General features: G+C 60.3%; 21 protein-coding genes and 1 pseudogene. 12 read left to right on the plus strand and 10 right to left on the minus strand.

All coding sequences use genetic code 11. The annotated features are described in order from the left end of the window. Nucleotides 1-62: 62 nt before the first annotated feature. The 11 genes and pseudogenes from HPDFL43_RS02280 to HPDFL43_RS21570 all read left to right on the plus strand — a co-directional run bounded on the left by HPDFL43_RS02280 (nucleotide 63) and on the right by HPDFL43_RS21570 (nucleotide 9,921). Entirely contained in the window at nucleotides 63-293 is a 231-nt protein-coding gene (locus tag HPDFL43_RS02280; RefSeq protein ID WP_007199947.1) for a hypothetical protein, read from the plus strand. Continuing rightward, on the plus strand, nucleotides 290-1,441 hold the full coding sequence (gene dctP / locus HPDFL43_RS02285; RefSeq protein WP_007199948.1) for a TRAP transporter substrate-binding protein DctP: 1,152 nt from the start codon (nucleotides 290-292) through the stop codon (nucleotides 1,439-1,441). Before HPDFL43_RS02280 ends, dctP begins: the two co-directional genes overlap by 4 nt. A 157-nt stretch (nucleotides 1,442-1,598) precedes the next feature. Next, nucleotides 1,599-2,066: a TRAP transporter small permease gene (locus HPDFL43_RS02290; protein ID WP_007199949.1), complete on the plus strand. Its 468-nt coding sequence runs from the start codon at nucleotides 1,599-1,601 to the stop codon at nucleotides 2,064-2,066. Nucleotides 2,067-2,075: 9 nt separating this feature from the next. Further along, nucleotides 2,076-3,404, plus strand: a complete 1,329-nt coding sequence (locus tag HPDFL43_RS02295) for a TRAP transporter large permease (protein ID WP_007199950.1) — start codon at nucleotides 2,076-2,078, stop codon at nucleotides 3,402-3,404. Nucleotides 3,405-3,417: 13 nt separating this feature from the next. After that, nucleotides 3,418-4,734 (plus strand): histidinol dehydrogenase, encoded by a 1,317-nt coding sequence (gene hisD / locus HPDFL43_RS02300; RefSeq protein ID WP_007199951.1) that lies wholly within the window; start codon nucleotides 3,418-3,420, stop codon nucleotides 4,732-4,734. A gap of 1 nt (nucleotide 4,735) precedes the next feature. Beyond that, nucleotides 4,736-5,494, plus strand: coding sequence for an SDR family NAD(P)-dependent oxidoreductase (locus HPDFL43_RS02305; protein WP_007199952.1), 759 nt, complete (start codon nucleotides 4,736-4,738; stop codon nucleotides 5,492-5,494). Next, nucleotides 5,491-6,486 carry an alcohol dehydrogenase catalytic domain-containing protein gene (locus HPDFL43_RS02310; RefSeq protein ID WP_007199953.1) on the plus strand — a complete coding sequence of 332 codons (996 nt, stop codon included), beginning with the start codon at nucleotides 5,491-5,493 and terminating at the stop codon, nucleotides 6,484-6,486. The genes HPDFL43_RS02305 and HPDFL43_RS02310 overlap by 4 nt, the downstream gene beginning before the upstream one ends. A 40-nt stretch (nucleotides 6,487-6,526) precedes the next feature. After that, complete coding sequence (locus HPDFL43_RS02315; protein WP_007199954.1) at nucleotides 6,527-6,814, plus strand: UxaA family hydrolase; 288 nt, start codon at nucleotides 6,527-6,529, stop codon at nucleotides 6,812-6,814. Nucleotides 6,815-6,825: 11 nt separating this feature from the next. Next, entirely contained in the window at nucleotides 6,826-8,007 is a 1,182-nt protein-coding gene (locus HPDFL43_RS02320; RefSeq protein WP_007199955.1) for a UxaA family hydrolase, read from the plus strand. An 80-nt stretch (nucleotides 8,008-8,087) separates the two neighbouring features. Then, the gene (locus tag HPDFL43_RS02325; protein WP_007199956.1) at nucleotides 8,088-9,095 is read left to right on the plus strand and encodes a YeiH family protein; all 1,008 of its coding nucleotides are present in this window, start codon (nucleotides 8,088-8,090) and stop codon (nucleotides 9,093-9,095) included. Nucleotides 9,096-9,163: 68 nt separating this feature from the next. Next, nucleotides 9,164-9,921: pseudogene (locus HPDFL43_RS21570) on the plus strand (IS5 family transposase). 70 nt (nucleotides 9,922-9,991) lie between these two features. On the opposite strand, the gene HPDFL43_RS02340 reads toward HPDFL43_RS21570, so the two are convergent. The 9 genes from HPDFL43_RS02340 to HPDFL43_RS02380 form a co-directional block, all read right to left on the minus strand. Beyond that, nucleotides 9,992-11,125 carry an aminotransferase class V-fold PLP-dependent enzyme gene (locus HPDFL43_RS02340; RefSeq protein WP_007199957.1) on the minus strand — a complete coding sequence of 378 codons (1,134 nt, stop codon included), beginning with the start codon at nucleotides 11,123-11,125 and terminating at the stop codon, nucleotides 9,992-9,994. Nucleotides 11,126-11,277: 152 nt separating this feature from the next. Beyond that, the gene (locus tag HPDFL43_RS02345; RefSeq protein WP_007199958.1) at nucleotides 11,278-12,168 is read right to left on the minus strand and encodes an intradiol ring-cleavage dioxygenase; all 891 of its coding nucleotides are present in this window, start codon (nucleotides 12,166-12,168) and stop codon (nucleotides 11,278-11,280) included. 10 nt (nucleotides 12,169-12,178) lie between these two features. Beyond that, nucleotides 12,179-13,963 carry an FAD-dependent monooxygenase gene (locus HPDFL43_RS02350; RefSeq protein WP_007199959.1) on the minus strand — a complete coding sequence of 595 codons (1,785 nt, stop codon included), beginning with the start codon at nucleotides 13,961-13,963 and terminating at the stop codon, nucleotides 12,179-12,181. 3 nt (nucleotides 13,964-13,966) lie between these two features. Further along, nucleotides 13,967-15,052: a branched-chain amino acid ABC transporter permease gene (locus tag HPDFL43_RS02355; protein ID WP_040448952.1), complete on the minus strand. Its 1,086-nt coding sequence runs from the start codon at nucleotides 15,050-15,052 to the stop codon at nucleotides 13,967-13,969. A gap of 2 nt (nucleotides 15,053-15,054) precedes the next feature. Then, the gene (locus tag HPDFL43_RS02360) at nucleotides 15,055-15,918 is read right to left on the minus strand and encodes a branched-chain amino acid ABC transporter permease (RefSeq protein ID WP_007199961.1); all 864 of its coding nucleotides are present in this window, start codon (nucleotides 15,916-15,918) and stop codon (nucleotides 15,055-15,057) included. Further along, entirely contained in the window at nucleotides 15,915-16,625 is a 711-nt protein-coding gene (locus HPDFL43_RS02365; protein ID WP_007199962.1) for an ABC transporter ATP-binding protein, read from the minus strand. Before HPDFL43_RS02365 ends, HPDFL43_RS02360 begins: the two co-directional genes overlap by 4 nt. Then, nucleotides 16,622-17,341, minus strand: a complete 720-nt coding sequence (locus tag HPDFL43_RS02370; protein WP_007199963.1) for an ABC transporter ATP-binding protein — start codon at nucleotides 17,339-17,341, stop codon at nucleotides 16,622-16,624. Before HPDFL43_RS02370 ends, HPDFL43_RS02365 begins: the two co-directional genes overlap by 4 nt. A 71-nt stretch (nucleotides 17,342-17,412) precedes the next feature. Continuing rightward, on the minus strand, nucleotides 17,413-18,687 hold the full coding sequence (locus tag HPDFL43_RS02375; RefSeq protein WP_040449538.1) for an ABC transporter substrate-binding protein: 1,275 nt from the start codon (nucleotides 18,685-18,687) through the stop codon (nucleotides 17,413-17,415). A 37-nt stretch (nucleotides 18,688-18,724) separates the two neighbouring features. Continuing rightward, entirely contained in the window at nucleotides 18,725-19,798 is a 1,074-nt protein-coding gene (locus HPDFL43_RS02380) for a maleylacetate reductase (RefSeq protein WP_007199965.1), read from the minus strand. A gap of 115 nt (nucleotides 19,799-19,913) precedes the next feature. Between HPDFL43_RS02380 and HPDFL43_RS02385 the strand changes: the two genes are divergently transcribed. Then, the gene (locus HPDFL43_RS02385; protein ID WP_007199966.1) at nucleotides 19,914-20,864 is read left to right on the plus strand and encodes a LysR family transcriptional regulator; all 951 of its coding nucleotides are present in this window, start codon (nucleotides 19,914-19,916) and stop codon (nucleotides 20,862-20,864) included. 15 nt (nucleotides 20,865-20,879) lie between these two features. Here the strand turns inward: HPDFL43_RS02385 and HPDFL43_RS02390 are convergent, their stop codons facing one another. Then, on the minus strand, nucleotides 20,880-22,298 hold the full coding sequence (locus HPDFL43_RS02390; RefSeq protein WP_007199967.1) for a 1-acyl-sn-glycerol-3-phosphate acyltransferase: 1,419 nt from the start codon (nucleotides 22,296-22,298) through the stop codon (nucleotides 20,880-20,882). Nucleotides 22,299-22,366 lie beyond the last annotated feature (68 nt).

Raw genomic sequence — 22,366 nt, forward strand, 5'->3', positions numbered from 1 at the left:
AAGCGCTTGCGCATCACCATGTAAGCGCTTACACTGATCTTGTTGGAGCCTTGGGAGGGGTCATGACACGATCAGGAAAATTGGCATTCTGGGTATCCGGGCTGTGTGCGACCGTCTTTTCGGTCGACGTGGTTGCTGGCGCATTTTTCCGCGCCGAATTCCTGTCCGATGTTGCGCAGGCGGCGACGCTTGCGCTCTCCTGCAGTTTCTTTGTCGCCGGTCTGCTCTTCATAGAAGCGCACAACAAGGCCGGTGAGAATTCAATCACGAATGGGGAGGAGGAAACCCGATGAATGACAAGACAATTCAGAATGAAGTGGCTTCGATCGAGAGGCGCAATTTTCTCAAGCTGACCGGGGCCGGTGCATTCACCGTCGCAATGGTGGCTGGTGCCGCGGGCACGCTGTGGTCGGATCAGGCCGTGGCGCAGACCGCCAAGGAAGAGAGTGAGCGCGAGGCTGCGGCCGAGCACGTCATGACCATTGCCACCGCCTATATTCTCGGTGCATCCCGCAGCTATCCCATCATGCAGCTGGACCTGAAGGAAAACATCCAGAACGCCACAAACGGCAAGGTCTATGTCCGGCTTGCACCTGGCGGCCAGCTCGGCGCCGGTGGCGCTCTCGTGCAGAAGGTTCAGGGCGGTACTATTCAGGCGGCACAGCATTCGCTGTCCAACTTCGCGCCTTTCGCGCCTGCTGCCGACCTGATCAACCTGCCGTATTTCTGCGGCGCCAACCAGAAATTCGTCAATCTGGTAACGTCCGACACCTGGAAGTCGGAAGTCCATCCGAAGATTGAGGCGGCTGGTTTCAAGCCCCTTTTCTACATTGTGATCGACCCCCGTGTCGTCGCCGTGCGCAAGGGTGGCAATGTGGTCATGTCGCCGGCTGACATGGCAGGCGTCAAGTTCCGCGTACCCGGCTCGGCGATGTTGCAGCAATACTACCGTATGGTCGGCGCGAACCCGACGCCGGTGGCTTGGGGCGAAACCCCCTCTGCCATCAAGCAGGGTGTTGCCGATGCGCTGGATCCGTCCGTCGGGGCGCTCTATGTCTTCGGCTTCAAGGATATCCTCAGCCATGTGACCTTTACCCAGGCCGTGCCTGACAGCCAGGTCTTCTCGATGAACCTGGAATGGTTCAACGGTCTGCCCGCGGACGTGCAGGAAGGCATCGAGTTCGCCGGTGAGATTACCGCGCAGCAGAACCTCGCCAAGGTTCCCGCGGCCCGCAACTACGCCATGTCTGAGTTGCGCAAGTCCGGTGTCGAGTTCCATTCGCTGACCGATGATCAGCTTGCGGAATGGGAAGATGTTGGCGGCTATCAGAAGCCTGATTGGGACTCCTTCAAGGTGGAACTTGCCGGGTCGATGGATGTCTTCAACAAGCTTGACGAAGCCGCAAGCACCATGGGCCGTTACTACGTCCACGACGCGTAACGCTTGATCTTGGCCGGCGCCTTAAGGGGCGCCGGCTCCACTCGAAAGTCTTTCATGTCAGCTTGCACCACGGGGAGCCGCCCCGGCGGTCGCGCAGGAGGGGATAGACGTGCCAGGATTTCTAAGAGCATTGGACAGGAATGCGGAACGGTGGGCCTTGCTGGTCTTCTACGTTCTGCTTGTGGTGACGATGGCCGTTGAAGTTCTACGGCGGGAAGCCTTTTCCTACTCATCGATATGGGGCGAGGAAGTGGTGCGCTATTCCTTCATCTACCTTGCCTGGATCGGGGCGGCATCTGCGGTGCGCGAGCGCGCGCATATCCGCATTGATGTCATCATGCATTACCTCGGGCCGCGACTGAAGGCGTTGCTCTACATGCTGGGCGATCTTGTGATGTTGTCGGTGGCTCTGGTTGCACTCTACTGGTCTTTTGAAACCGTCACGGTCTCCTGGAAATTCGGCTCTGTCAGCCACGGCCTGCGCATTTCCATGGTCTGGTTCCTGCTGGCGGTGCCGATTGGTTTCACACTTCTCATCGCGCGGCTGATTCAGTCCTTCATCCATGATCTCAACTCGCTTCGAACCGGCAAGCCGGTGTTCGAAGGCAACCAGCTTTTTGATTGAGGACCAGCCATGTTGTGGAATCAGCAATTAAATACGGTTGAACTGGGTTGGGACTTCTATGCGCCGGTGATCCTGTTTGTGATCCTGTGCGCGCTGGCCATCCCGGTGTGGGCCGCAATCGGCTCGGCCGCGATCGTCATGTTGATCATGTCCGGCGCGCTGCCGCTCTCTCTGGTCGGCGAATCCCTGTTTGACGGGATTGACCATTTTGCGCTCACCGCGATCCCGCTCTTTATCCTGACCGGCGATGTGCTGGTCCGCACCGGTCTCAGCCGCAAGTTTCTCGATGTGGCCGAGGCGCTGACCTGCTGGACCAAGGGCGGATTTGGCTCCGCCACGGTTCTGGTGTGCGGCATGTTTGCTGCGATCTCGGGTTCCGATGCCGCCGGTGCGGCTGCCGTGGGCCGGATGACCATCGGCCGCCTGGTGGAAAGCGGCTATCCGCGGCCCTATGCCTGTGCCCTGGTTGCAGCAGGTGCCTGTACCGGCATCCTGATCCCGCCATCGATCGCCTACATCATCATCGGTCTGGTGCTCGGCATCTCGGCCTCCACGCTGTTCCTGGCGGCGCTCATTCCCGGGATCTGTATCCTGGTCTCGATCCTGATCACCAACATCGTGGTCAACCGCATCTACAAATATGAAGGCGGCGAACCAATGACGTTTGCCGAGTGGGCCAGCAATCTGGGGACGACACTGAAGTCAGGCTGGTACGCGTTCCTGGTCCCCGGAATCATTTTCTACGGCATCTTCTCCGGGCGTTTGACACCCACCGAGGCTGGCGCCACCGCCGTCATCGTCACCATCATCATGGGCTTCTTCCTCAAAACGCTGAAACTGTCCGATTTTCCGGCGATGTTGCTCGGGTCTGCCAAGGTGGTCGGCGTTATCCTGCCAATCATCGCCTTCTCGCTGCCGCTGGCTCAGGCGCTCGCCATCATGGGTGTGCCGCAGGGTTTTGTCGCTGCCGTCACATCGATCAGCGAGGATCCCTACATTCTGATCCTGCTGATGATCTTCATCCTGATCGCTGCCGGCTGCGTGATGGAAACGACGCCCAACATCGTGATCCTGGCTCCGATCCTCAAACCACTGGCCGACAACATCGGCATGAACGAGATCCAGTTCTGCATCATGATGATCACATCGCTCGGAGTTGGCTTCATCACTCCACCGCTCGGTCTCAACCTGTTTGTCGTGTCTGGCATCACCGGTGAGTCGATTCTGAAAATAGCCTGGCAAGCGATCCCGTTCGTATTCTTCATGCTGCTCGTAGTGCTGATCATTGCCTATGTGCCTGCACTCTCAACAACCCTGTTGCCCGAAATCTACCAGTAGGAGTTCCGCGGCCATGTCCCGCATCTATCTCAAGAAAGCAGAAAAAACCGCAAGCACAGATTCCGGTTCGGTCCGTGACACAGTGCAGTCGATCCTTGATGCCATCGAAGCCGGTGGCGAGGCATCAGCACGCGAGTATGCGGAGAAATTCGACCGCTACACCGGCAACATCATCGTCACCCGGGAAGAAATCGAGCGTGCAGCGGCAAGCCTGCCGCAGAAACTCAAGGATGACATCCGCTTTGCGCATGACAATGTGCGCAGGTTTGCCGAAGCACAGAAGGGGACACTCGGCGATGTCGAGCTCGAGATTGTGCCGGGTCTCGTCGCCGGGCAGAAAACCATCCCCATCGAATCGGCCGGCTGCTATGTCCCCGGTGGCCGTTACAGCCATGTCGCCTCCGCGATCATGACCGTGACCACGGCGAAGGTCGCCGGCTGCAAGCACATCACCGTTTGCTCGCCGCCACGTCCTGATGTCGGCGTCCATCCAGCCATTCTCTACACCGCCGATATCTGTGGCGCCGACACCATTCTCGCCATGGGCGGAGTGCAGGGCGTGGCCTCGATGGCCTTCGGTCTGTTCGATGTGCCGCCAGCCGGTATTCTCGTCGGTCCCGGAAACCAGTTTGTTGCCGAAGCCAAGCGGATTCTGTTCGGCCGCGTCGGCATCGACATGTTCGCTGGCCCCACCGACAGCCTGATCCTTGCCGACAAGGATGCCGACCCGGAAATCGTCGCTGCCGATCTCGTCGGCCAGGCCGAGCACGGCTACAATTCTCCGGTCTGGCTGGTCACCGACGACAAGTCTTTGGCGGAAACCGTGATGGCGCTGGTGCCGCGGCTTATTGCCGATCTGCCGCAGGTCAACCGTGACAATGCGGAGGCCGCCTGGCGCGACTTCGCCGAAGTCATCCTCTGCGACAGCCGTGAGGAGATGGCTCGGACCTCCGATGATTATGCGCCCGAACACCTGACGGTTCAGGCCGCTGATCTGGATTGGTGGCTTGATCGACTGAGCTGCTACGGCTCACTTTTCCTCGGCGAGGAAACGACGGTGGCATTTGGCGACAAGGCATCTGGCACAAACCACGTGCTGCCGACCTCGGGCGCCGCGCGCTACACCGGCGGCCTGTCTGTTCACAAGTTCATGAAGATCGTCACCTGGCAGCGCGCCACGAGGGACGGATCCCGGCCGATCGCCGAAGCGACGGCGCGGATTTCCCGGCTTGAAGGCATGGAGGGCCATGCCCGCACCGCCGACATACGGTTGCGCAAATACTTTCCGCTCGACAATTTCGATCTTTCGGGCGTGGATCAGGACATCTGAGATGACAACCGGATCTGTGTTTGGCGTAGAGGGCAGGGTCGCGCTCGTAACTGGTGCGAGCTCCGGTCTCGGGCGTGCTTCGGCCAATTTCCTGGCAAAAGCCGGCGCAAGGGTCATCGGCCTGGCGCGCCGTGCCGACGCGCTGGAAGCCTGGCGCGCCGAGGCCGGCGGAGAAACGGCAGCAATTGCGGCCGATCTTGGAACCATGCAGGATTTCGAAGCTCTTGTCGCTGACGTGTCGGATCCATTTGGCGCGCCGGATATACTGGTCAATGCTGCAGGCCTCAATCTGCGCCAGCAGGCGGATAAGGTAACCGCTGAGGGGTGGCGCGATACCATCCACCTCAATCTCACGGTTCCGTTCTTTCTGGCCCAGGCACTGGTGCCCGGTATGCGTGAGAAACGCTGGGGGCGGATCATCAATTTCGCTTCTCTTCAGTCGCGCCGGGCCTTTGCCAATGGCATTGCCTATGGTGCTTCCAAGGGCGGTGTCGAGCAATTGACGCGAGCCATGGCGGAAGCCTGGTCGCGCGACGGCATCATTGCCAATGCGCTGGCGCCGGGGTTCTTCCCCACCGAGCTGACAGGGCCGGTCTTTGCCGACAAGGACGTCTCCTCACATCATGCCCGCGCCACCTGCATCGGCCGCAATGGTGAAATGGCTGATCTTGAGGGGCCGCTGATGTTCCTCGCCTCTGACGCCTCGGCCTATGTCACCGGGCAGGTGCTGTTTGTCGACGGAGGCTATACAGCCAAATGAAAGCGCTGGTTTACACATCCCCCCGGGAGTTGGTTTTCCGCCAAGAGCCGGACCCGGTCGTGCCGGTCGGTGAATGCCTGGTTCGGGTGGAGGCCGTCGGCATCTGCGGATCCGACATGCATGCCTATCTCGGCCATGATGAGCGCCGTCCCGCGCCGCTGATTTTGGGACACGAGGCCGCGGGTGTCGTTGTTGAAGGCCAGCTTCAGGGCAAGCGTGTGACGGTCAATCCGCTGGCCACCTGCGGCAAGTGCCGCGCCTGTCTCTCCGAGCGCAACAATCTCTGCCCCAATCGTCAGATCCTGTCGATGGACCCGCGGCAGGGTGCCTTTGCTGAACTGATTGCCATTCCGACTGAAAACCTGGTCGAGATGCCGGACGATGTTTCCTTTGAAAAGGCCTGTCTGGCCGAGCCGCTTGCCTGCGGCTGGCATGGCGTCCGCTTGGGTGCGGCTGCTCTCGATCTGCCACTGGCCGAGGCCCGCTGTCTGGTGATCGGCGGCGGCGCCATCGGGCTCGGAGCGGCTCTGGCACTCACGGCGCAGGGCGCACGTGATGTCACCATATCCGAGGCCAATCCGCGTCGCTTGCCGGCGTTGAAATCGGCCGGGGCGTTCACCATCGCCTCTCCTGATGCCATTACCGCGGAGGCACCCGGCGGCTACGATCTGGTGATTGACGGCGTGGGCTTTGCTGCGACCCGGGCAAGCGCAAGCCGGGCTGCGCGGCCCGGCGGTGTCATTGTTCACATCGGTCTGGGCGACGCCGATGGCGGCCTCGATATCCGCCGCATGACGCTGCAGGAAATCACCTTCATAGGTGCCTACACCTACACACCTCAAGATTTTCGCGAGACCGCAGCGGCCATTTTCGATGGCCGGTTGGGCCGGCTCGACTGGCCTGAAATCCGCGATCTCGAAAGTGGTGCGGAAGCCTTTGCAGACATTCTGAACGGACGGGCATCAGCCCCGAAGATCATCCTCAAACCCTGATTTCAATCAGGCCATTCCAAAGCTCAGAAGGAGACACGATATGGGTGCCCCCCATTTATTGGTACATGAAGACAAGGACAATGTCGGCGTTGTTGTGGTTGAGGGACTGACGGCCGGGACGAAGATGCTTTGCGTTGTCACGCATGACAATTCGAGCTTCGAGCTTGTCTCGAAGGCTGATGTTCCGATCGGCCACAAGATCGCGCTGTCTGACATCAAGTCGGGCGACACGGCGATCAAATATGGCGAGGACATCGGCAAGTTTGTCGCCGACGTCGAGAAGGGCGGTCACGTCCACACCCACAATCTCAAGACCAAGCGCTGGTAGGAGCTCTCATCATGGCATCGAAATATTCCAACATGACATTCATGGGCTACCGGCGCGAGAACGGGCGTGTGGGCGTGCGCAACCACGTGATCATCCTGCCGGTCGACGACATCTCGAATGCGGCCTGCGAGGCGGTTGCCAACAACGTCAAGGGCACGATGGCGATCCCGCACGCCTATGGGCGGCTGCAGTTCGGCGAGGATCTCGAGGTTCACTTCCGCACCATCATCGGCACGGGTGCCAACCCCAATGTTGCGGCCGTGGTGGTGATCGGCATCGAGCCGGGCTGGACCAAGCGGATCGCCGACGGCATTCGCGCGACGGGCAAGCCGGTCGCCGAATTCTCGATCGAGCAGAAGGGCGATTTCGAGACCATCCGTGCGGCGGGCTGGAAGGCCAAGGAATTCGTGCACCATGCCACCGAGATGCAGCGCGAGGAATGCTCGATCTCCGAACTCTGGGTCTCGACCAAGTGCGGCGAGAGCGACACGACGACGGGTTTGAGCTCCTGCCCGACGGTGGGCAACATGTATGACAAGCTGTTGCCCGAGGGCATCACCGGGTTTTTCGGCGAGACCTCGGAGATCACCGGCGCCGAGCATATCTGCCAGAAGCGGGCGGTCAACGAGGAGGTCGGCGCGCGCTGGTACAAGATGTGGAAGGCCTATCAGGACGACGTCATCTTCGCGCATCAGACCGATGATTTGTCCGACAGCCAGCCGACCAAGGGCAATATCGAGGGCGGCCTGACGACGATCGAGGAGAAGGCGCTGGGCAATCTCGAGAAGATCGGCCGGACGTCGCAATTCATCGATATCCTTGATCCGGCCGAAGAGCCCAAATCGGGCAAGGGGCTCTACTTCATGGATTCGTCCTCGGCGGCTGCCGAGTGCGTGACGCTGATGGCGGCGGGCGGTGCGGTGATCCACACGTTCCCGACCGGTCAGGGCAACGTGGTGGGCAATCCGATCGTGCCGGTGGTCAAGATCTCGGGCAACCCGCGCACGCTCAGGACCATGAGCGAGCATATCGATGTTGACGTGACTGGCGTGCTGACCCGCGAAATGACCATCGACGAGGCCGGCGACGCCCTCATCGAGATGATCGTGCGCACCTCCAACGGCCGCGCAACCGCAGCCGAAGCACTCGGTCACAGAGAGTTCTCAATGACAAAGCTCTATCGCTCGGCGTAAGAGAGACTCGACGCACAACAGGCCGCCCGGACCATCAGCGTCCGGGCGGTTTCATTTCCGACGATTGGACCACCAAGCCCATGGCATCCCTGTCTCACCTGCAACTGCGCGCGAAAACACTGTTCCCCGGACTGCTTCTTGCGCTGACCATCGCGGCGGCTGCGAAGTTTCTCTCCGAGCACTATGCGGCACCGGTGATGTTGTTCGCGCTGCTGATCGGCATGGCCTTCAACTTTATGGCAGAACAGGAAAACACCGGCGAAGGTGTTGTCTTCGCCTCCAAATCATTGTTGCGGTTGGGCATCGTGCTGCTGGGCGCGCGCATCACGCTTGGCGACATTGCCGGCATTGGCACCTCCGGACTTCTGACCGTTGCCAGCCTGATGGCGCTGACCATCGGTTTTGGATTTGTCTGCGCAAAACTGTTCTCGCGCGGCTGGCGTTTCGCCATTCTGACCGGTGGTGCTGTAGCGATCTGCGGCGCCTCGGCGGCACTGGCGCTCGCTGCCGTCATCCCCGCCAACGACAAGACCGAGCGCAATGTGCTGTTTACGGTGGTCGCGGTCACCACATTGTCGACCATCGCGATGATCATCTATCCGGTTCTGTTTGGTCTGGCGGGCTTGAGTGATGCCCAGAGTGGCTTCCTGATCGGCGCGACCGTTCACGATGTGGCGCAGGTTGTTGGCGCCGGCTACTCGATCTCGACCGAAGCAGGTGACACCGCAACCATTGTCAAATTGCTGCGGGTCACGCTGCTGCCGGTGGTGCTGATCATCGTGGCGCTGTCTGTAGCGGGCCGCGAAAGTGGCGGTTTCTCCCATGTCCGTCTGCCGCTGTTCGTCATCGGCTTCGGCCTTGTCACCATTGCCAACAGCACCGGCCTTATCCCGGCCGCACTGGCTGCATTGCTGGTGGATGCATCGTCCTGGTTGCTAGTGATCGCCATCGCGGCACTCGGCGTGCGCACCAACATGAAGGCGATGCTCAACCTTGGTTGGCGGCATGTCGCCGTGATCGTGGCTGAAACGCTGTTCCTGCTCGGACTGGCCTGGGCTGCGGTCTCGATAGGAATTGTTGGTATCTAGGGCCTGTGGACATTCAGGATTCCCATCGGGTTTGATTTCTGATTCAAACTTTCCAAACGGAGGTTTGAATGAACGAGCAGCGCTTTGTGGTGACGGATGATGTATGGCAGCGACTTGAGCCGCATTTGCGTGGAAAGGCCAGCGATGCGGGAGCCACGGCAAGAGACAATCGGCTGTTTCTTGAATCAGTTTTTTGGCGCGTTCGGACCGGCTCACCATGGCGCGACCTGCCGCCAGCTTTCGGGAATTGGAACAGTCAGTTTCGGCGGTTTCGCCGCTGGGCGAAGGCGGGAGTATTCGAGGGTCTTTTCAAAGCCATGAGCGGTGACCCCGACCTCGAATATGCGCTCATCGACGGCACCATTGTTCAGGTTCACCAGAAGGCAGCTGGCGCAAAAGGGGGACTCAGGCTCAGGCCATCGGGCGCTCACGCGGCGGCCTGACGACCAAAATCGTTGCACTCGTCGATGCTCTTGGCAACTTGGTCCGCTTTCTGCTGCTGCCGGGTCATGCGCACGACATGAAAGGCGTTGCGCCGCTGATCCGGGATGTCTCCTTCGGCGCGCTAATGGCGGATAAAGCATTCGACGCGAACTGGCTTCTAGAGGAGTTGGATGAGCGTGGCGCAAGCGCCGTGATCCCACCGAAATCAAACCGAAAGCAACAGCGTGACTACGATGTCGAAGCCTACAAGTGGCGGCATCTGGTTGAAAACTACTTCGCGAAGATCAAGGAATTCAGAGGCATAGCAACACGCTATGACAAAACGGACTGTAGCTACACAGCCAGTTGGAACCTTGCCGCGACCCTGATTGCGTCAAGATGATTGTCCACAGGCCCTAGACTCGAGATGTTTTATTGGTAAGTAAAAACTTACCCAACGTCTCGCAATCCGCTCAAGCCGTGTCGAGAGTGTCCAGCACGGTTTCGAGCTTGGCGACAGTACCATCGACATCGCCAAGCTTGTCCAGCCCGAACAATCCTATCCGGAAGGTGCGGAAATCGGCCGGCTCGTCACACATCAGCGGAACCCCGGCAGCGATCTGCATGCCTTCGGCCACGAATTTCTTGCCGTTCTGGAATTCGGGATCCGCAGTGTAGCTGACCACCACGCCCGGTGCCTCAAAGTCGGGTGCTGCGACAGACTTGAACCCGCGTCCGGCGAGCAAAGCGCGCACTCTGGTTCCAAGCTCCCACTGGCGCTCTCGGGCAAGCTCAAACCCGAAGTCGCGGGTCTCGACCATCCGGTCCCTGAACACGGTGAGGGCGTCGGTCGGCATGGTCGAATGATAGGCATGCCCGCCATCCACATAGGCCTGCATGATGTCATACCATTTGCGCAGATCGACTGCGAAGCTGTTGCTCTCGGTTTCCAGGAGCCGCGCAACACCGCGTTCACTCAGCATCACCAGCCCGGCCGATGGCGACGCGCTCCAGCCCTTCTGCGGGGCAGAGATCAGCACATCGACGCCGGTTGCCACCATGTCGACCCAGATGCAGCCCGAGGCGATGCAATCGAGCACGAACAGCGCCCCCACATCATGGGCCGCATCAGCGATGGCCTTGAGATAGTCATCGGGAAGGATGACGCCGGCGGAGGTTTCCACATGCGGCGCAAAAACCACCTGCGGACGCTCTTCGCGGATCTTGGCGGTGATTGTCTCGATAGGCTGCGGTGCAAAGGCGGAGGTGCTTTCATTGCCGACCTGGCTCGCCTTGATGACGGTTGTCTCCGATGGAATGTCACCCTTTTCGAAGATCTGTGTCCAGCGATAGGAGAACCAGCCATTGCGGATCACCATGACTTTCGCATCGCCGGCAAACTGCCGCGCGACGGCTTCCATGCCGAAGGTGCCGCCGCCAGGAACGATAACCGCGGCATCGGCCTGGTAGACCTCGCGCAAGAGCGCATTCAGGTCGTTCATGACCCCCTGAAACGCTTTCGACATGTGGTTGAGGGAGCGATCCGTAAAGACCACCGAAAATTCCATAAGACCGTCGGGATCGACCGGCGATGCTATCTTGTTCATGCCTCGGATCCTTCTCCCTGAGTTGCTCTTAGGTTTGATCAACCCTGCATAGCGGAGTCAAGAATGAACGAGGCGAAACCGGGCCGCCAATATGGACATGGCGGCCCTCGATCTGCCTTCGAAGCGAGCGCTTTGCTGTCCCGCGGCTTCAATCAATCAGCGGAAACAGTCGGAACCAGCACGAAGTCATGGACAACCTCGTAATAGGGGCCTTCCATCCCGGCGGCCTGAATCCGGTCATTGTCTTCGATCCAGTCGAATTTGGCGAGCAGGCTTTCCTTCACGCCAAACACCGCATCGGAATTGATGTAGGGATCATCGGGATCAAAGATATGGGTGACCAGGGTTTCAAAGCCCTTGGCCTCGAGAATGTAATGCAGGTGTGCCGGGCGATAGGGATGCCGTCCCAGTTTCTTGAGCATTTGTCCCACTGGCCCGTCATCAGGAATCGGGTAGTATTTCGGCTTCACGCCCCTGAAGTGGTAGGTCCCGTCAGCTCCGGTGCGAAATACCCCGCGCAGATTGAAGTCCGGCTGAATACCCTTTTGCTGGACATCGTAGAAGCCCTCATCATTGGCCTGCCAGACATCGATCTTCGCATGGTCGATCGGTGTCCCGTCGGTTGCCGTGATCCGGCCCTTGACCAGCATTGGATCGCCTTTCTGGTCAAGGCAGATATCCGCGCCCATCGGCAGTTCCGGAGCATCTTCAACGTGAAACGGACCCAGCACGGTCGATTCGGACGCACCTGTAGGTTTGCGGTTGTTGACCGCATCGACCAGCATCGACACCCCGAGCACGTCCGACAGCAGGATGAATTCCTGCCTCCAGTCATTGCACATCTGCCCGGTTCGGGTGAGGAACATGATCGCTTCGAACCACTCCTCCTGGGTCGGCCCAATTTCTTTGACCGCAGCGTGAAGATGTTTGGTGATCACCGCCATGACCTCCGCCAGGCGCGCATTCTCAGCCTTGGCGTTGCGGCTGATCACCACGTCGGCGGAGTTCTCTTCTGTAAAGAAGCCCTGTTCATGCGTATCCATGCCATGCTCCTTACTGTGCTGCCTGCCGTGCGGCTTCGCTGTCGCGGTGCAGGATCGTTGAAAGCACCCGGGTGAGTTCCGCTTCCGGGTTCTGAGCGAGATCTTCGGCGCGCCAGGCGACATGCTGGTCCGGACGCACCAGCACACAGCCGCCTTCTCCGACTTCCCGGGCGCGGGCCCAGTCGCCATGATGGTCGACAATATCGCGGCGCGGCCCGATGACATGGACGGCAAGTTCGATGCTCATCGCCTTTGCCACCTTTTCGGCGGCCGCAGCCCAGGCTTCACCGCTCAAGCCGGTCAGCAAGGTGAACCGGCCCTGGCCAACGAGATCGAGGGTCGAGTGCTTATCGCCATTGCGGCCATAGAGCCAGGCATGGGGCAGCCGGGCCCCCGGCCATGTGGTCGGCTGATAGTGCAGCTCCGCATCAAGCTCGTAGGCAGGCTCCATCTGGCCGTCGGTCACCACCGCTCCGGATTTGTAGCGCTGGTTCATCTCCACGCCGTGGGCATCGAACTCGTACTTCTTAAAGGCGATTGCCTCACGGATGGCCGCACGCTGCTGCTCGGCTTCCATGGTCGCATCACAACGCTTGTCCATATTGGCCTGCATCACCTCGGGGTCGGTTGATTCCGTCAGCCCAAGAGCCTCGAAGATCGGGCCGAATTCGCCGATCGACTGGTTGGCGCGGGTCACGATCTGCTTGGCCACCGGTGCGCGTTCCTGGCTGTAGGTATCCAGGAGGCTTGCCCCGGCATGGCCCTTGAGAACCGCGGCCAGTTTCCAGGCGATGTTGAAAGCGTCCTGGATCGAAGTGTTGGAACCAAGGCCGTTGGAGGGCGGGTGGCGGTGCGCGGCGTCACCCATGATGAAGACCCGGCCCGCCTGCATGTGGGTCGCGTACATGTTGTTGACCGTCCAGGTCGACACCGAGGTGATCTCGGGTTCCAGCGACTGGTCGCCAACCAGATCGCGCACCACCTTGGTGGCAAAGGCATTGTTCACCTCCGGCGCGGGGCCGTTGATGTCATAGCCCCAGACGATCAGCCATTCGTTCCAGGGCCGGACCATCCGCACCAGGCCCATGCCGATGCCGCCGACATCTGCACCAGGCTGAACCACCCAGTAGAGCACTGAGGGGCGGTGGGCGACATATTTGCTCAGGTCGGCCTTGAAGATGATGTTCATCGAACCGCTGACACCCATCTGCCCTTCGAATGGCAGCTTCTCCAGTTCCGCCACCTTGGAATTGCCGCCATCTCCGCCAAGCAGATATTTTGAGCGGATTGTGATTTCCTTGCCGGTCAGCCGGTCGAGACAGGTGGTGGTGACGCCTTCCGCGTCCTGCGTGTGGCTCAGATATTCGGTCGACATCCGCGCCTGGGTGCCGCGTGAACAGGCGGTCTTGAACAGGAGCGGCTCCATGTAGGTCTGCGGCAGGTCGTTCATCATCGTCGGCGAGGACAGCTGATGCTCGGCCTTGGACAGCGGATGGTTGCCCCAGCTCTTCATTCTGCCGATTTCCTCGCCGACCAGGCTTTCGCAGAACACGTTCTCGCCCATCAGGTCCTGGTGGGAGCAAAACATGTAGGCCTCGCCCTCGACATCCTTTCCCAGATCCCGCAGCACTTCCATGGTGCGCTGGTTTGTGATGTGCGCCCGCGGTGTGTTGGCCAGCCAGCGGTAGCGGTTGATCGCCATGTTTTCGACCCCGTAGGTCGACAGCAACGCCGCCGCAGCCGATCCGGCCGGGCCGGTGCCAATGATCAGGACGTCGGTTTCGATATCAGCCATGATCTATTCCTCCTTCGATGATGGTGGTGTGTTGGATAGGGGGCCGCCAGTCAGGCGACGGCGCACCGGAAACAGTTCGATGCCTGTGCGATCGGAAAACAGGCCCCAAAGCCCGCGCGGCGCAAACAGCATGATTGTGATGCCGATGACACCAAGTGCCATCAGGTACCAGCTGCCGTAATCGGCCAGCAACGATTGCAGAATGAAGAACACCAGCACGCCGAGGATCGGTCCTTCGATGGTGCCCATGCCGCCGATCACGACGATGAAGATCACATAGGCGGTCCAGTCCTGCAGCGAGAATGCCGCATCCGGCGAAATCCGCGCCTTCTGCATATAGATGAGCCCGCCGGCGATCCCGGTGCCGAAAGCCGAGACCAGAAACACGGTCCATTTCATCCTAACGGCATCGACGCCGACAGATTTTGCCGCCTCGATGTTGTCGCGCACCGCGGCCAGTCCCAGGCCCCGCTTGGTCCTGAGCAGCCAGTAGATCCCGGCGATGGTGGCGACAGCCAGGACCACGGCCAGCCAGTAGGCGAGAATGTCGCGTGCGGCGGCACTGCGAACACCAAACAGGGTTTCGATTGTCTCCGTGAACCACATCTCGCGGGTGGCTGTGCGCGGCAATGAGGTGCCTGTGCCGCCACCAACGGCTTTCCATTGGGCCACCAGCAGTCGCACCACTTCGGCAATCACCCAGGTGCCGATGGCGAAATAGGCACCCTGCAGGCGGAAGGCGAAAAACGCGGTTGGTATGGCCAGCAGCAGGGCTGCCACGCCGGCAATCAGGATCGAGGGAACCGGATCAAATCCCATCAGGATGACCACGGAGAACATCGCATAGGCACCGATCCCGACGAAAGCCTGCTGACCGACCGAAACCAGTCCGCCATAGCCGGCAAGCAGGTTCCAGAACTGCGCCAGCACCAGCATCGTGAGGATGAAGAACATGTCCTGGATCAGGCTGCGCGAGGCAAAGGCGGGCAGGGCGATTGCCAGCACGATGAGGAGAACCGCCACAACCGACGAGATGGAGGAAGCCTTTGTTCGCGTCTGAACCGAATAGTCTGAATGTGCGTTGGTCATGATCAATCCACCGCTCTTGGAAACAGGCCACGCGGACGCACCAGCAACACGATCAGGAAAGCCATGTGCCCGGCCAGGATCTGCCATTCGGGATTGATCGCGGCCCCCACAGTCTGAGCCACACCGATGATCACGCCGCCCGCAAGCGTTCCCCAAAGCGAGCCCAGGCCACCGATGATGACGGCCTCGAAGGCATAGATCAGACGTGCCGGGCCGATGCTCGGATCGAAGTTCGAGCGCATGCCGAGATAGAGTGCTGCAATGGTGACGATGATCATGGCGATACCAGTGGCCTTGGCAAAGATGCCGGCGGGTTTGATGCCCATCAGGCTCGCGGTTGTCGGGTCATCGGACGTGGCGCGGAACGCCCGGCCGAGCGAAGTCCGGTAGAACAGCTGGTTGAGCCCGATGATCACCGCGAGTGCGGAAGCGAATGTCAGCAGCGGCATGACGCCGAGGTTCAGTCCGGCGACTTCGATTGATGCAGTGGAAAGCGGACCGGACTGGATGCGCTGGCTGTCGGCTGAAAACCCCTCCAGCAGCGCATTCTGCAACACCACTGAGAGGCCGAATGTGACAAGCAACGGCGGCAGGATGTCGTCGCCTAGGACCCGGTTGAGCATGAATTTCTGCAATCCGTAACCGAGCGCGAACATGAACGGCATGGCGACGGCAGCGGCAACAAAGGGTGACAATCCGGTCAGCGTGACCAGGAGCAGGATCAGATAGGCGCCCAGCACGATCAGGTCGCCATGGGCGAGATTGACCAGCCGCATGATGCCGAACACAAGCGACAATCCAGCGGCGAACAGAGCATAAAGCCCGCCAAGCAGGATCCCCTGGATGATGGTCTCGACCCAGATCATGCTGCAGCTCCGAAATAGGCGTTGTGAATGGCTTCGCGCTCCAGTTCGCCGGGGCGGCCCGAAAGTGTGATCCGTCCCTCCATCATGCAGTAGACCCGGTCGGCCACCGCCATGGCCTGACCGATGTCCTGCTCGACCACGATCATCGAAGCTCCGGATGCACGGATCTTGGGAACCGCCTTGTAGATATCCTTGATGATCACCGGCGCGAGCCCGAGCGAGATTTCATCGCATAGCAACACCCGTGGGTTGCTCATCAGTGCCCGCCCGATCGCGACCATCTGTTGCTGTCCGCCCGAAAGCGCTGTGCCGGGATTGCGGCGGCGTTCCTTGAGCACGGGAAACAGTTCGTAGACGGTTTCCAGCGACCAGTACCCACCGGTTTGGCGGCCATAGGCCCCGATCTGGAGGTTTTCCTCGACACTGAGCGATGGAAACAGTTTTCGCCCTTCCGGCACCATTGCAATGCCCATTGCCATGATTTCGTCTGCAGGCCGGTCACCAATGGCGCGGTCCTCGAAGCGGATGCTGTCGGGCGCATTCTTCAAGACTCCGCAGAGCGAGCGCATCAGCGTCGTCTTGCCTGCGCCGTTGGCGCCGATGATTGCCACGGTCTCGCCCTCGCCAAGCGTCAGATCCACGCCGAACAAGGCCTGGAAATCGCCATAGCGGGCTGTCAGGTCCCGAGTTTCAATGAGCACTGTCATATCTCGATCCCCAGGTAGATTTCCTTGACCTCTTTGGACTCCATGATCGCGGCGGGATCGCCAACGCCGATCACCTTGCCGAAATCAAGAACAAGCAGCCGCTCGACAACCGAATTGAGGGCGTGCAGGACATGTTCGATCCAGATGATGGTGACACCCTCCGCGTGGATCGCCTTGATGGTCTCGATCAGCGACTGGCACTCGGCGTCAGTAAGACCGCCCGCGATTTCGTCCAGCAGCAACAGTCTCGGATGGGTTGCCATGGCACGGGCCAGTTCAAGCCGTTTGCGCTCGAGCAGCGACAGCCCGCCCGCTGGGGCGTTGGCTTTTGAAATAAGTTCGGTCCGCTCAAGAATAATGGCGCATGTGTGAGCGACCTCGGCCTCGCTTTTGTCGCGCCCGAATGTGCCCGCCACAAGCAGGTTTTCGTAAACCGTCAGCTTGGAAAACGGTTGCGGGATCTGGAACGAGCGGCCCACGCCAGACACGCAGCGCTGCCGTGCAGGCGTACGGGTGACATCACGGCCGAGAAACTCGATTGATCCGCTGTCGGCACCAATGTTGCCGGTGATCAGGTTGAACAGCGTGGACTTGCCCGCGCCGTTGGGTCCGATAATGCCGAGCGCCATGCCTTCGGGAACCTCGAAGCTGACATTGTCTGTCACCTTCAGGGCACCAAAGCTCTTGGAAACGTTTTTAAGGGCGAGAATGGTCATTTGAACGGCGGCTCTGGGGGAAGAAGGGAGCTGGCCCGGGCAAGACATCGCCCAGGCCAGCCGTCTTGGGATCAGCCGATCGGCTGCATGGTGCCAGCCGTCGGGATCGACGGTTGGTCGGAATTGTCGACGATGACGAGGTCGTAGCCGCCGCCGTCTTTCAAGCGCCACTGACCTCCGACCAGCGGTGTCTTGCAGATGTTCTTGGCGGCAAATGGCGGCAGACCTTTGCCGTCAAAGGCGACCGGGCCGACAACGGTTTGAAGGTTCGAGGCTGCGATCGCCTCGGCCACTGCGTCGCCATCGCCCGCATCGCTGACGCGGCCCATGACGTCGGTTGCCAGCTCGAACAGGGCATGGACAAAGCCGATTGGCTGGGTCCACTGCTTGCCGGTGGACTCTGTGTAGGCAGCAGCCACCTCGCCCGAGCTCAGCCCGTTGAGCGAGGACTTGAACGGATGGCTCGGAGACCACCACACTTCCGAGGAAAGGTTATTGCCTGCATCACCCAGCGCCTCGACGGCCTGCGGGAACAGGATCGCCTTGCCAATGGACGCCGCTTTTGGTGTGAAGCCCTGCTGCTTGGCCTGGTTCCAGAAGGTGGTGAAATCAGGTGGGATCGGAACGCCTGTGACGATTTCAACATTGCCCTGCTTGAACGCGTTGATCTGCGCCGAGAAATCGTCGGTCAGGTTCTGGTAGCGGCCGGGATCAACCAGACCGTAACCGAGCTTTTCCAAAACCGGCGGGAAGCCCACATTCGCATCGCCCCAGGCATTGCCGTCACCGTCATTGGGGAACAGGCCGCCGACCTGCTTGTTGGTGTCGAGCTGAGCCCACATGGCGGTGAACACCGAGATCACGTCTTCGAGACCCCAGAAGAAGTGATAGGCGTAGTCAAACGGCTGCCAGCTGTCCGGTGCGCCGGGATTTCCCTGCTGGCCGATGAACCATGGCTGCCAGGGCGCGATGGTCGAGATCACCGGCACGCCTTCGGCTTCTGCGGTCGTGGCGACCGGATTGGTGGTCTCCGGCGTCGATGCGACAAGGATCATATCGACTTCGTCATCGATGATGAGTTCCTTGGCGACTTCGGCCGCGCGGTTCGGATTGGACTGGCTGTCCTTGACGATGACCTCGAAATTCTTGGCCACTTCGGTGGCGCCAAAATTGGACAGGATGAAGTTGTCGGCTTCGGCAAACGCTGCCAGCGGTCCGGATTGCGGGCTGACATATCCAAGCTTGATCTTGGCGCCCTGTGCAATGGCCGGTGCGGCCAGACCGCCTGCAGCGATCGTCAGGCCGGTGGCGGCGGATGTCTTCAAAAGTGTACGACGAGTAATCATGGCTTCCTCCCAGTGATTGATGGCAAAGAGTTCTTTCCTATGCTGCCGGCGGGCCTCCAGCCCATGCGGCGAGCAAAAGCTCATTGATTGCCGGTCGGGTGACCGGTTGCGGATTCCAGTAGGGTTTGCGCGTGGCCAGTTCGGCGGCCGTGGACAGGTCATCCTGTTTCAGCCCAAGTTCGCGAAGTGCCAATGGTGAGCCGATGGATTTGGCGAAATCGAAAAGCGCCCGCCCGGGATTGGAACCACCAAAGATCTCAGTGACCGGTGCCAGCAGATCCGGAACCGCGCGGGCATTGAATGCGATTGCATGCGGCAGCACCACGGCATGGGTTTCGGCATGCGGCAGATCGAAGGAACCGCCAAGGGTGTGGCAAAGCTTGTGATGCAACGCCATGCCGACCTGTCCCAGCACGGTTCCGCAGAGCCAGGCCCCGTAGAGCGTTTCGCCCCGCGCAGTGAGATCATCCGGATTGTCGAGAACCCGGGGCAGGGCGGCTGCAAACGCCTTCAGCCCTTCAATGGCGATCATCGTCGACATCGGATTGCGGTTTTGCGCATAGAGCGCCTCCGCGGCATGGGCCATCGCATTGAGTGCGCTGGTCACGGTCATCGCCACCGGCAGGGTGCGCACCAGCTCGGCATCATAGAGAATGACTTCGGGCTGGATTCTCGGATCGGTGACGGTGGTCTTCACACCGTTCTGTGTCTGGCCCAGAATTGCCGTTGCCTCGCTGCCGGCATAGGTGGTGGGGACCACGATCTGCGGCAGATCGGTCTGATAGGCGATGGCCTTGCCCAGCCCGACCGTCGATCCGCCGCCGAGTGCGACCAGGCAATCGGCTTCAACGGCGCCGGCATGCTCGAGCGCTTCCGCGGTCACGTCCACCGGTGTGTGCATTGTCGCCTTTGTGAAGATGCCTGCGGCCAGCCCGTTGAGATCTGCTGCCACCTCCATCGCGGCATCGGCTTGCGGAGGGGTCGAAAGCACCAATGCGCGTTTGCGACCCAGGCGCTCGACCTCAGAGCTGATCTGGCGCCGGATGCCCTCGCCGAAGCGCACGCGGACTGCGGCACTCTGAACCTCGAAGCTGGCCTGAAAAAGCGACATTGTTCCTCCCCCGCCGTGCAGCTCACCTCCTCAGGCGTGCAGGACCAGACAGGAAGATAACACTGTATAGGAGATATCTTGATCCAATTGCTGCAAGACTATATAGCTTTCCGTTATGAAATTGGATGCGCGTCATCTCGAAATCATCGCGGCGATTGTCGATCATGGTGGTCTGACGGAGGGCGCGGAAGCGCTTGGCAAGTCTCAGCCCAGTGTGTCGCGAACAGTCGCAATGCTGGAGTCGCGGGTCGGTGGGCGGTTGTTCGAGAAAAACCGCCGGCCGCTGCAACCCACCGATCTGTGTCTTGCGCTGGCGGTGGAAGGCCGCAAGGTTCTTGCCGCCAACAATGCGGCCTCGGCGCTGGTCAGACGCTACATCGATGGTAAATCCGGCGTGGTCCGGGTTGGTGGCAGCCCGTATTTCATGGACGGCGTCATTTCAGGCATGATTGCCGAATTCCAACGCGCCTTTCCCGACATTCGTATTGAGCAATCCTATGCCTACGCGGCGGAGCTTTCTCGTCAGCTTGAAAGCAATGCCCTTGATGTCGCGATCTGTCCCATGGATGTGAGTGCCCTGCCTGAACATCTGAGTTTTTCGCCGCTGCTTGATGGCCGCAACGTGATTGCCTGCGCGCCGACCCATCCTCTGGCTGGAAAGCCGTCCTTGCGGCTGTCGGAAATCGCTCCCTACCCCTGGATTGCGCCGCCGGTGGATAGCCCGCTCTATCAGGATCTGCGCAGCATTCTGGCAGGCATCGGAATGATCGATTTCAAAGTCAGTTTCTCCGGCGGTACGCTGGCTTCCATCACCAACATTCTGACCCGTTCGGATGCGCTGACCGTTCTTCCCTATTCCGTGGTGTTCATGCAGCGGCGTCAGCAGGCACTTGCCGCACTGCCGATCAGGATCAATCACCCGCAACGAAGTCTTGGGCAGATGTGGAACCCGACGCAAACCGAGCGGCCCTCGGTGCGACGGTTCCGCCGGTTCGTAGATGCAGAATTTTCCAACCTGCGCAGCACCATCATGAAACATGAGCAAAACACGCTCTGGCGCCGGTAGGGCGCGGCCCGCAATTCAGATTGTCTCGAACAAGTGCTGGATGGCATTGGCGTAGTAGGACACCAAAGGCCGGTCCCTGTCCGCAATAACCAATGCGCCGTCAGGCTCTTCAGTGACAATCCGGCGCAGGGTCAGCATCCGCAACCCGACATCAATCTCGTAGTCCCGGTCCTGCCGCGGGACATGGATGTGAATGCCGGCACCGATCAACCGGTCGATCAGCGCGCCGACCCGTGCTTTGAGGTGAAGCCGGTCAATCCGCTGATCCGGGCTCTCCAGCAGCGCAACCGCAACCAGTGACACCGGCAGCACCGGGATCAGTCCTCCTATGGAGCGCATCAGCTGATGTGCCAGTTCCTCGGTCAACCTGTCGCGCGCGCCCTCTTCAAGGGCGGCCCATTTGCCAACCCCATGGTCGGCCAGGAACTGGTCAACCGAAACCGGATTGCCAAACGAGACGCTGGCATAGCCGAAGCGGTGCCATTTGCCGGCAATCCGGAGCCTGAGGTTGCGAAACAGAAAGGCCAGCGTCCGGGTCGATTTCTCCCAGGTCGAAACCGGCGCCGCCTGATGATCAACTTCGAACACCAGCGACCGGTCCTCCAGAACCCGGTCATAATTCAGCCCGACGGGAATAAACACAGTATCATGGGAGACGTGGTCATGGGCCGACACGATGTAGGAGATCAGCCCGATCCGTGGCGGCCGCAGCCTGCCATCGCGTGAGAGGCCGCCCTCGGGAAAAACGGCCTGGGTCACGCCGGCTTCGGTTGCCATCCGGACATAGGTTGCCAGGATCCGCCGATAGAGCGTGTTTCGGGCATTGCGGCGGATGAAATAGGCGCCCATGAAACGGATCAGGGTTTGCAGCACCGGCAGCCGTGCCCATTCGCCCACCGCATAGGAGAGCGCCGTCGAGGATGACGCCAGATAGGTGACCAGCACATAATCCATGTTGGAACGGTGGTTCATCACGAACACCACCGAGGAATTCGGCTCTACCTTGGAAAGCGCTTCGGTATTGGTGTAGCCCAGCCGCACACGGTAGAGCGCGGTTGCGATCCATCGCGCCAGCCGGGTGCCAATGCGGAAATAGGCGTAGGCATTGAACATCGGCACGATTTCGCGGGCATAGCGCGCCGCCCGGGCCATTGCCACCTGGATCGGTTCCCCGGTCTCACGGGAATGTTCGGCGACTGCATCCACCACCTGAGGATCATTGACCACACGGTCGATCAGAACGGCCCTGCGGGTGGTGCCGAATGGCCTGATCTTGAGCTGCAGCCTTGTGTTGAGCTCATCGATCGCCTGATTGACCCGGCGCCGGAAGAACCAGCGCACGGCTGGTGACAACAGCCGGTCGGCAATGGCAATCATCGCGAAGATGGCGGCGATCACGACCACCCAAAGCGGCAACTCGATTGTCTGCGTCATGCGGCCTCCACCCGTCAGGCCGACAGTAAGGTCTTGCGGATCATTGTCCAGACAAACAGCCGGTTGGA

Source organism: Hoeflea phototrophica DFL-43 (genome assembly GCF_000154705.2).
GTDB lineage: Bacteria > Pseudomonadota > Alphaproteobacteria > Rhizobiales > Rhizobiaceae > Hoeflea > Hoeflea phototrophica.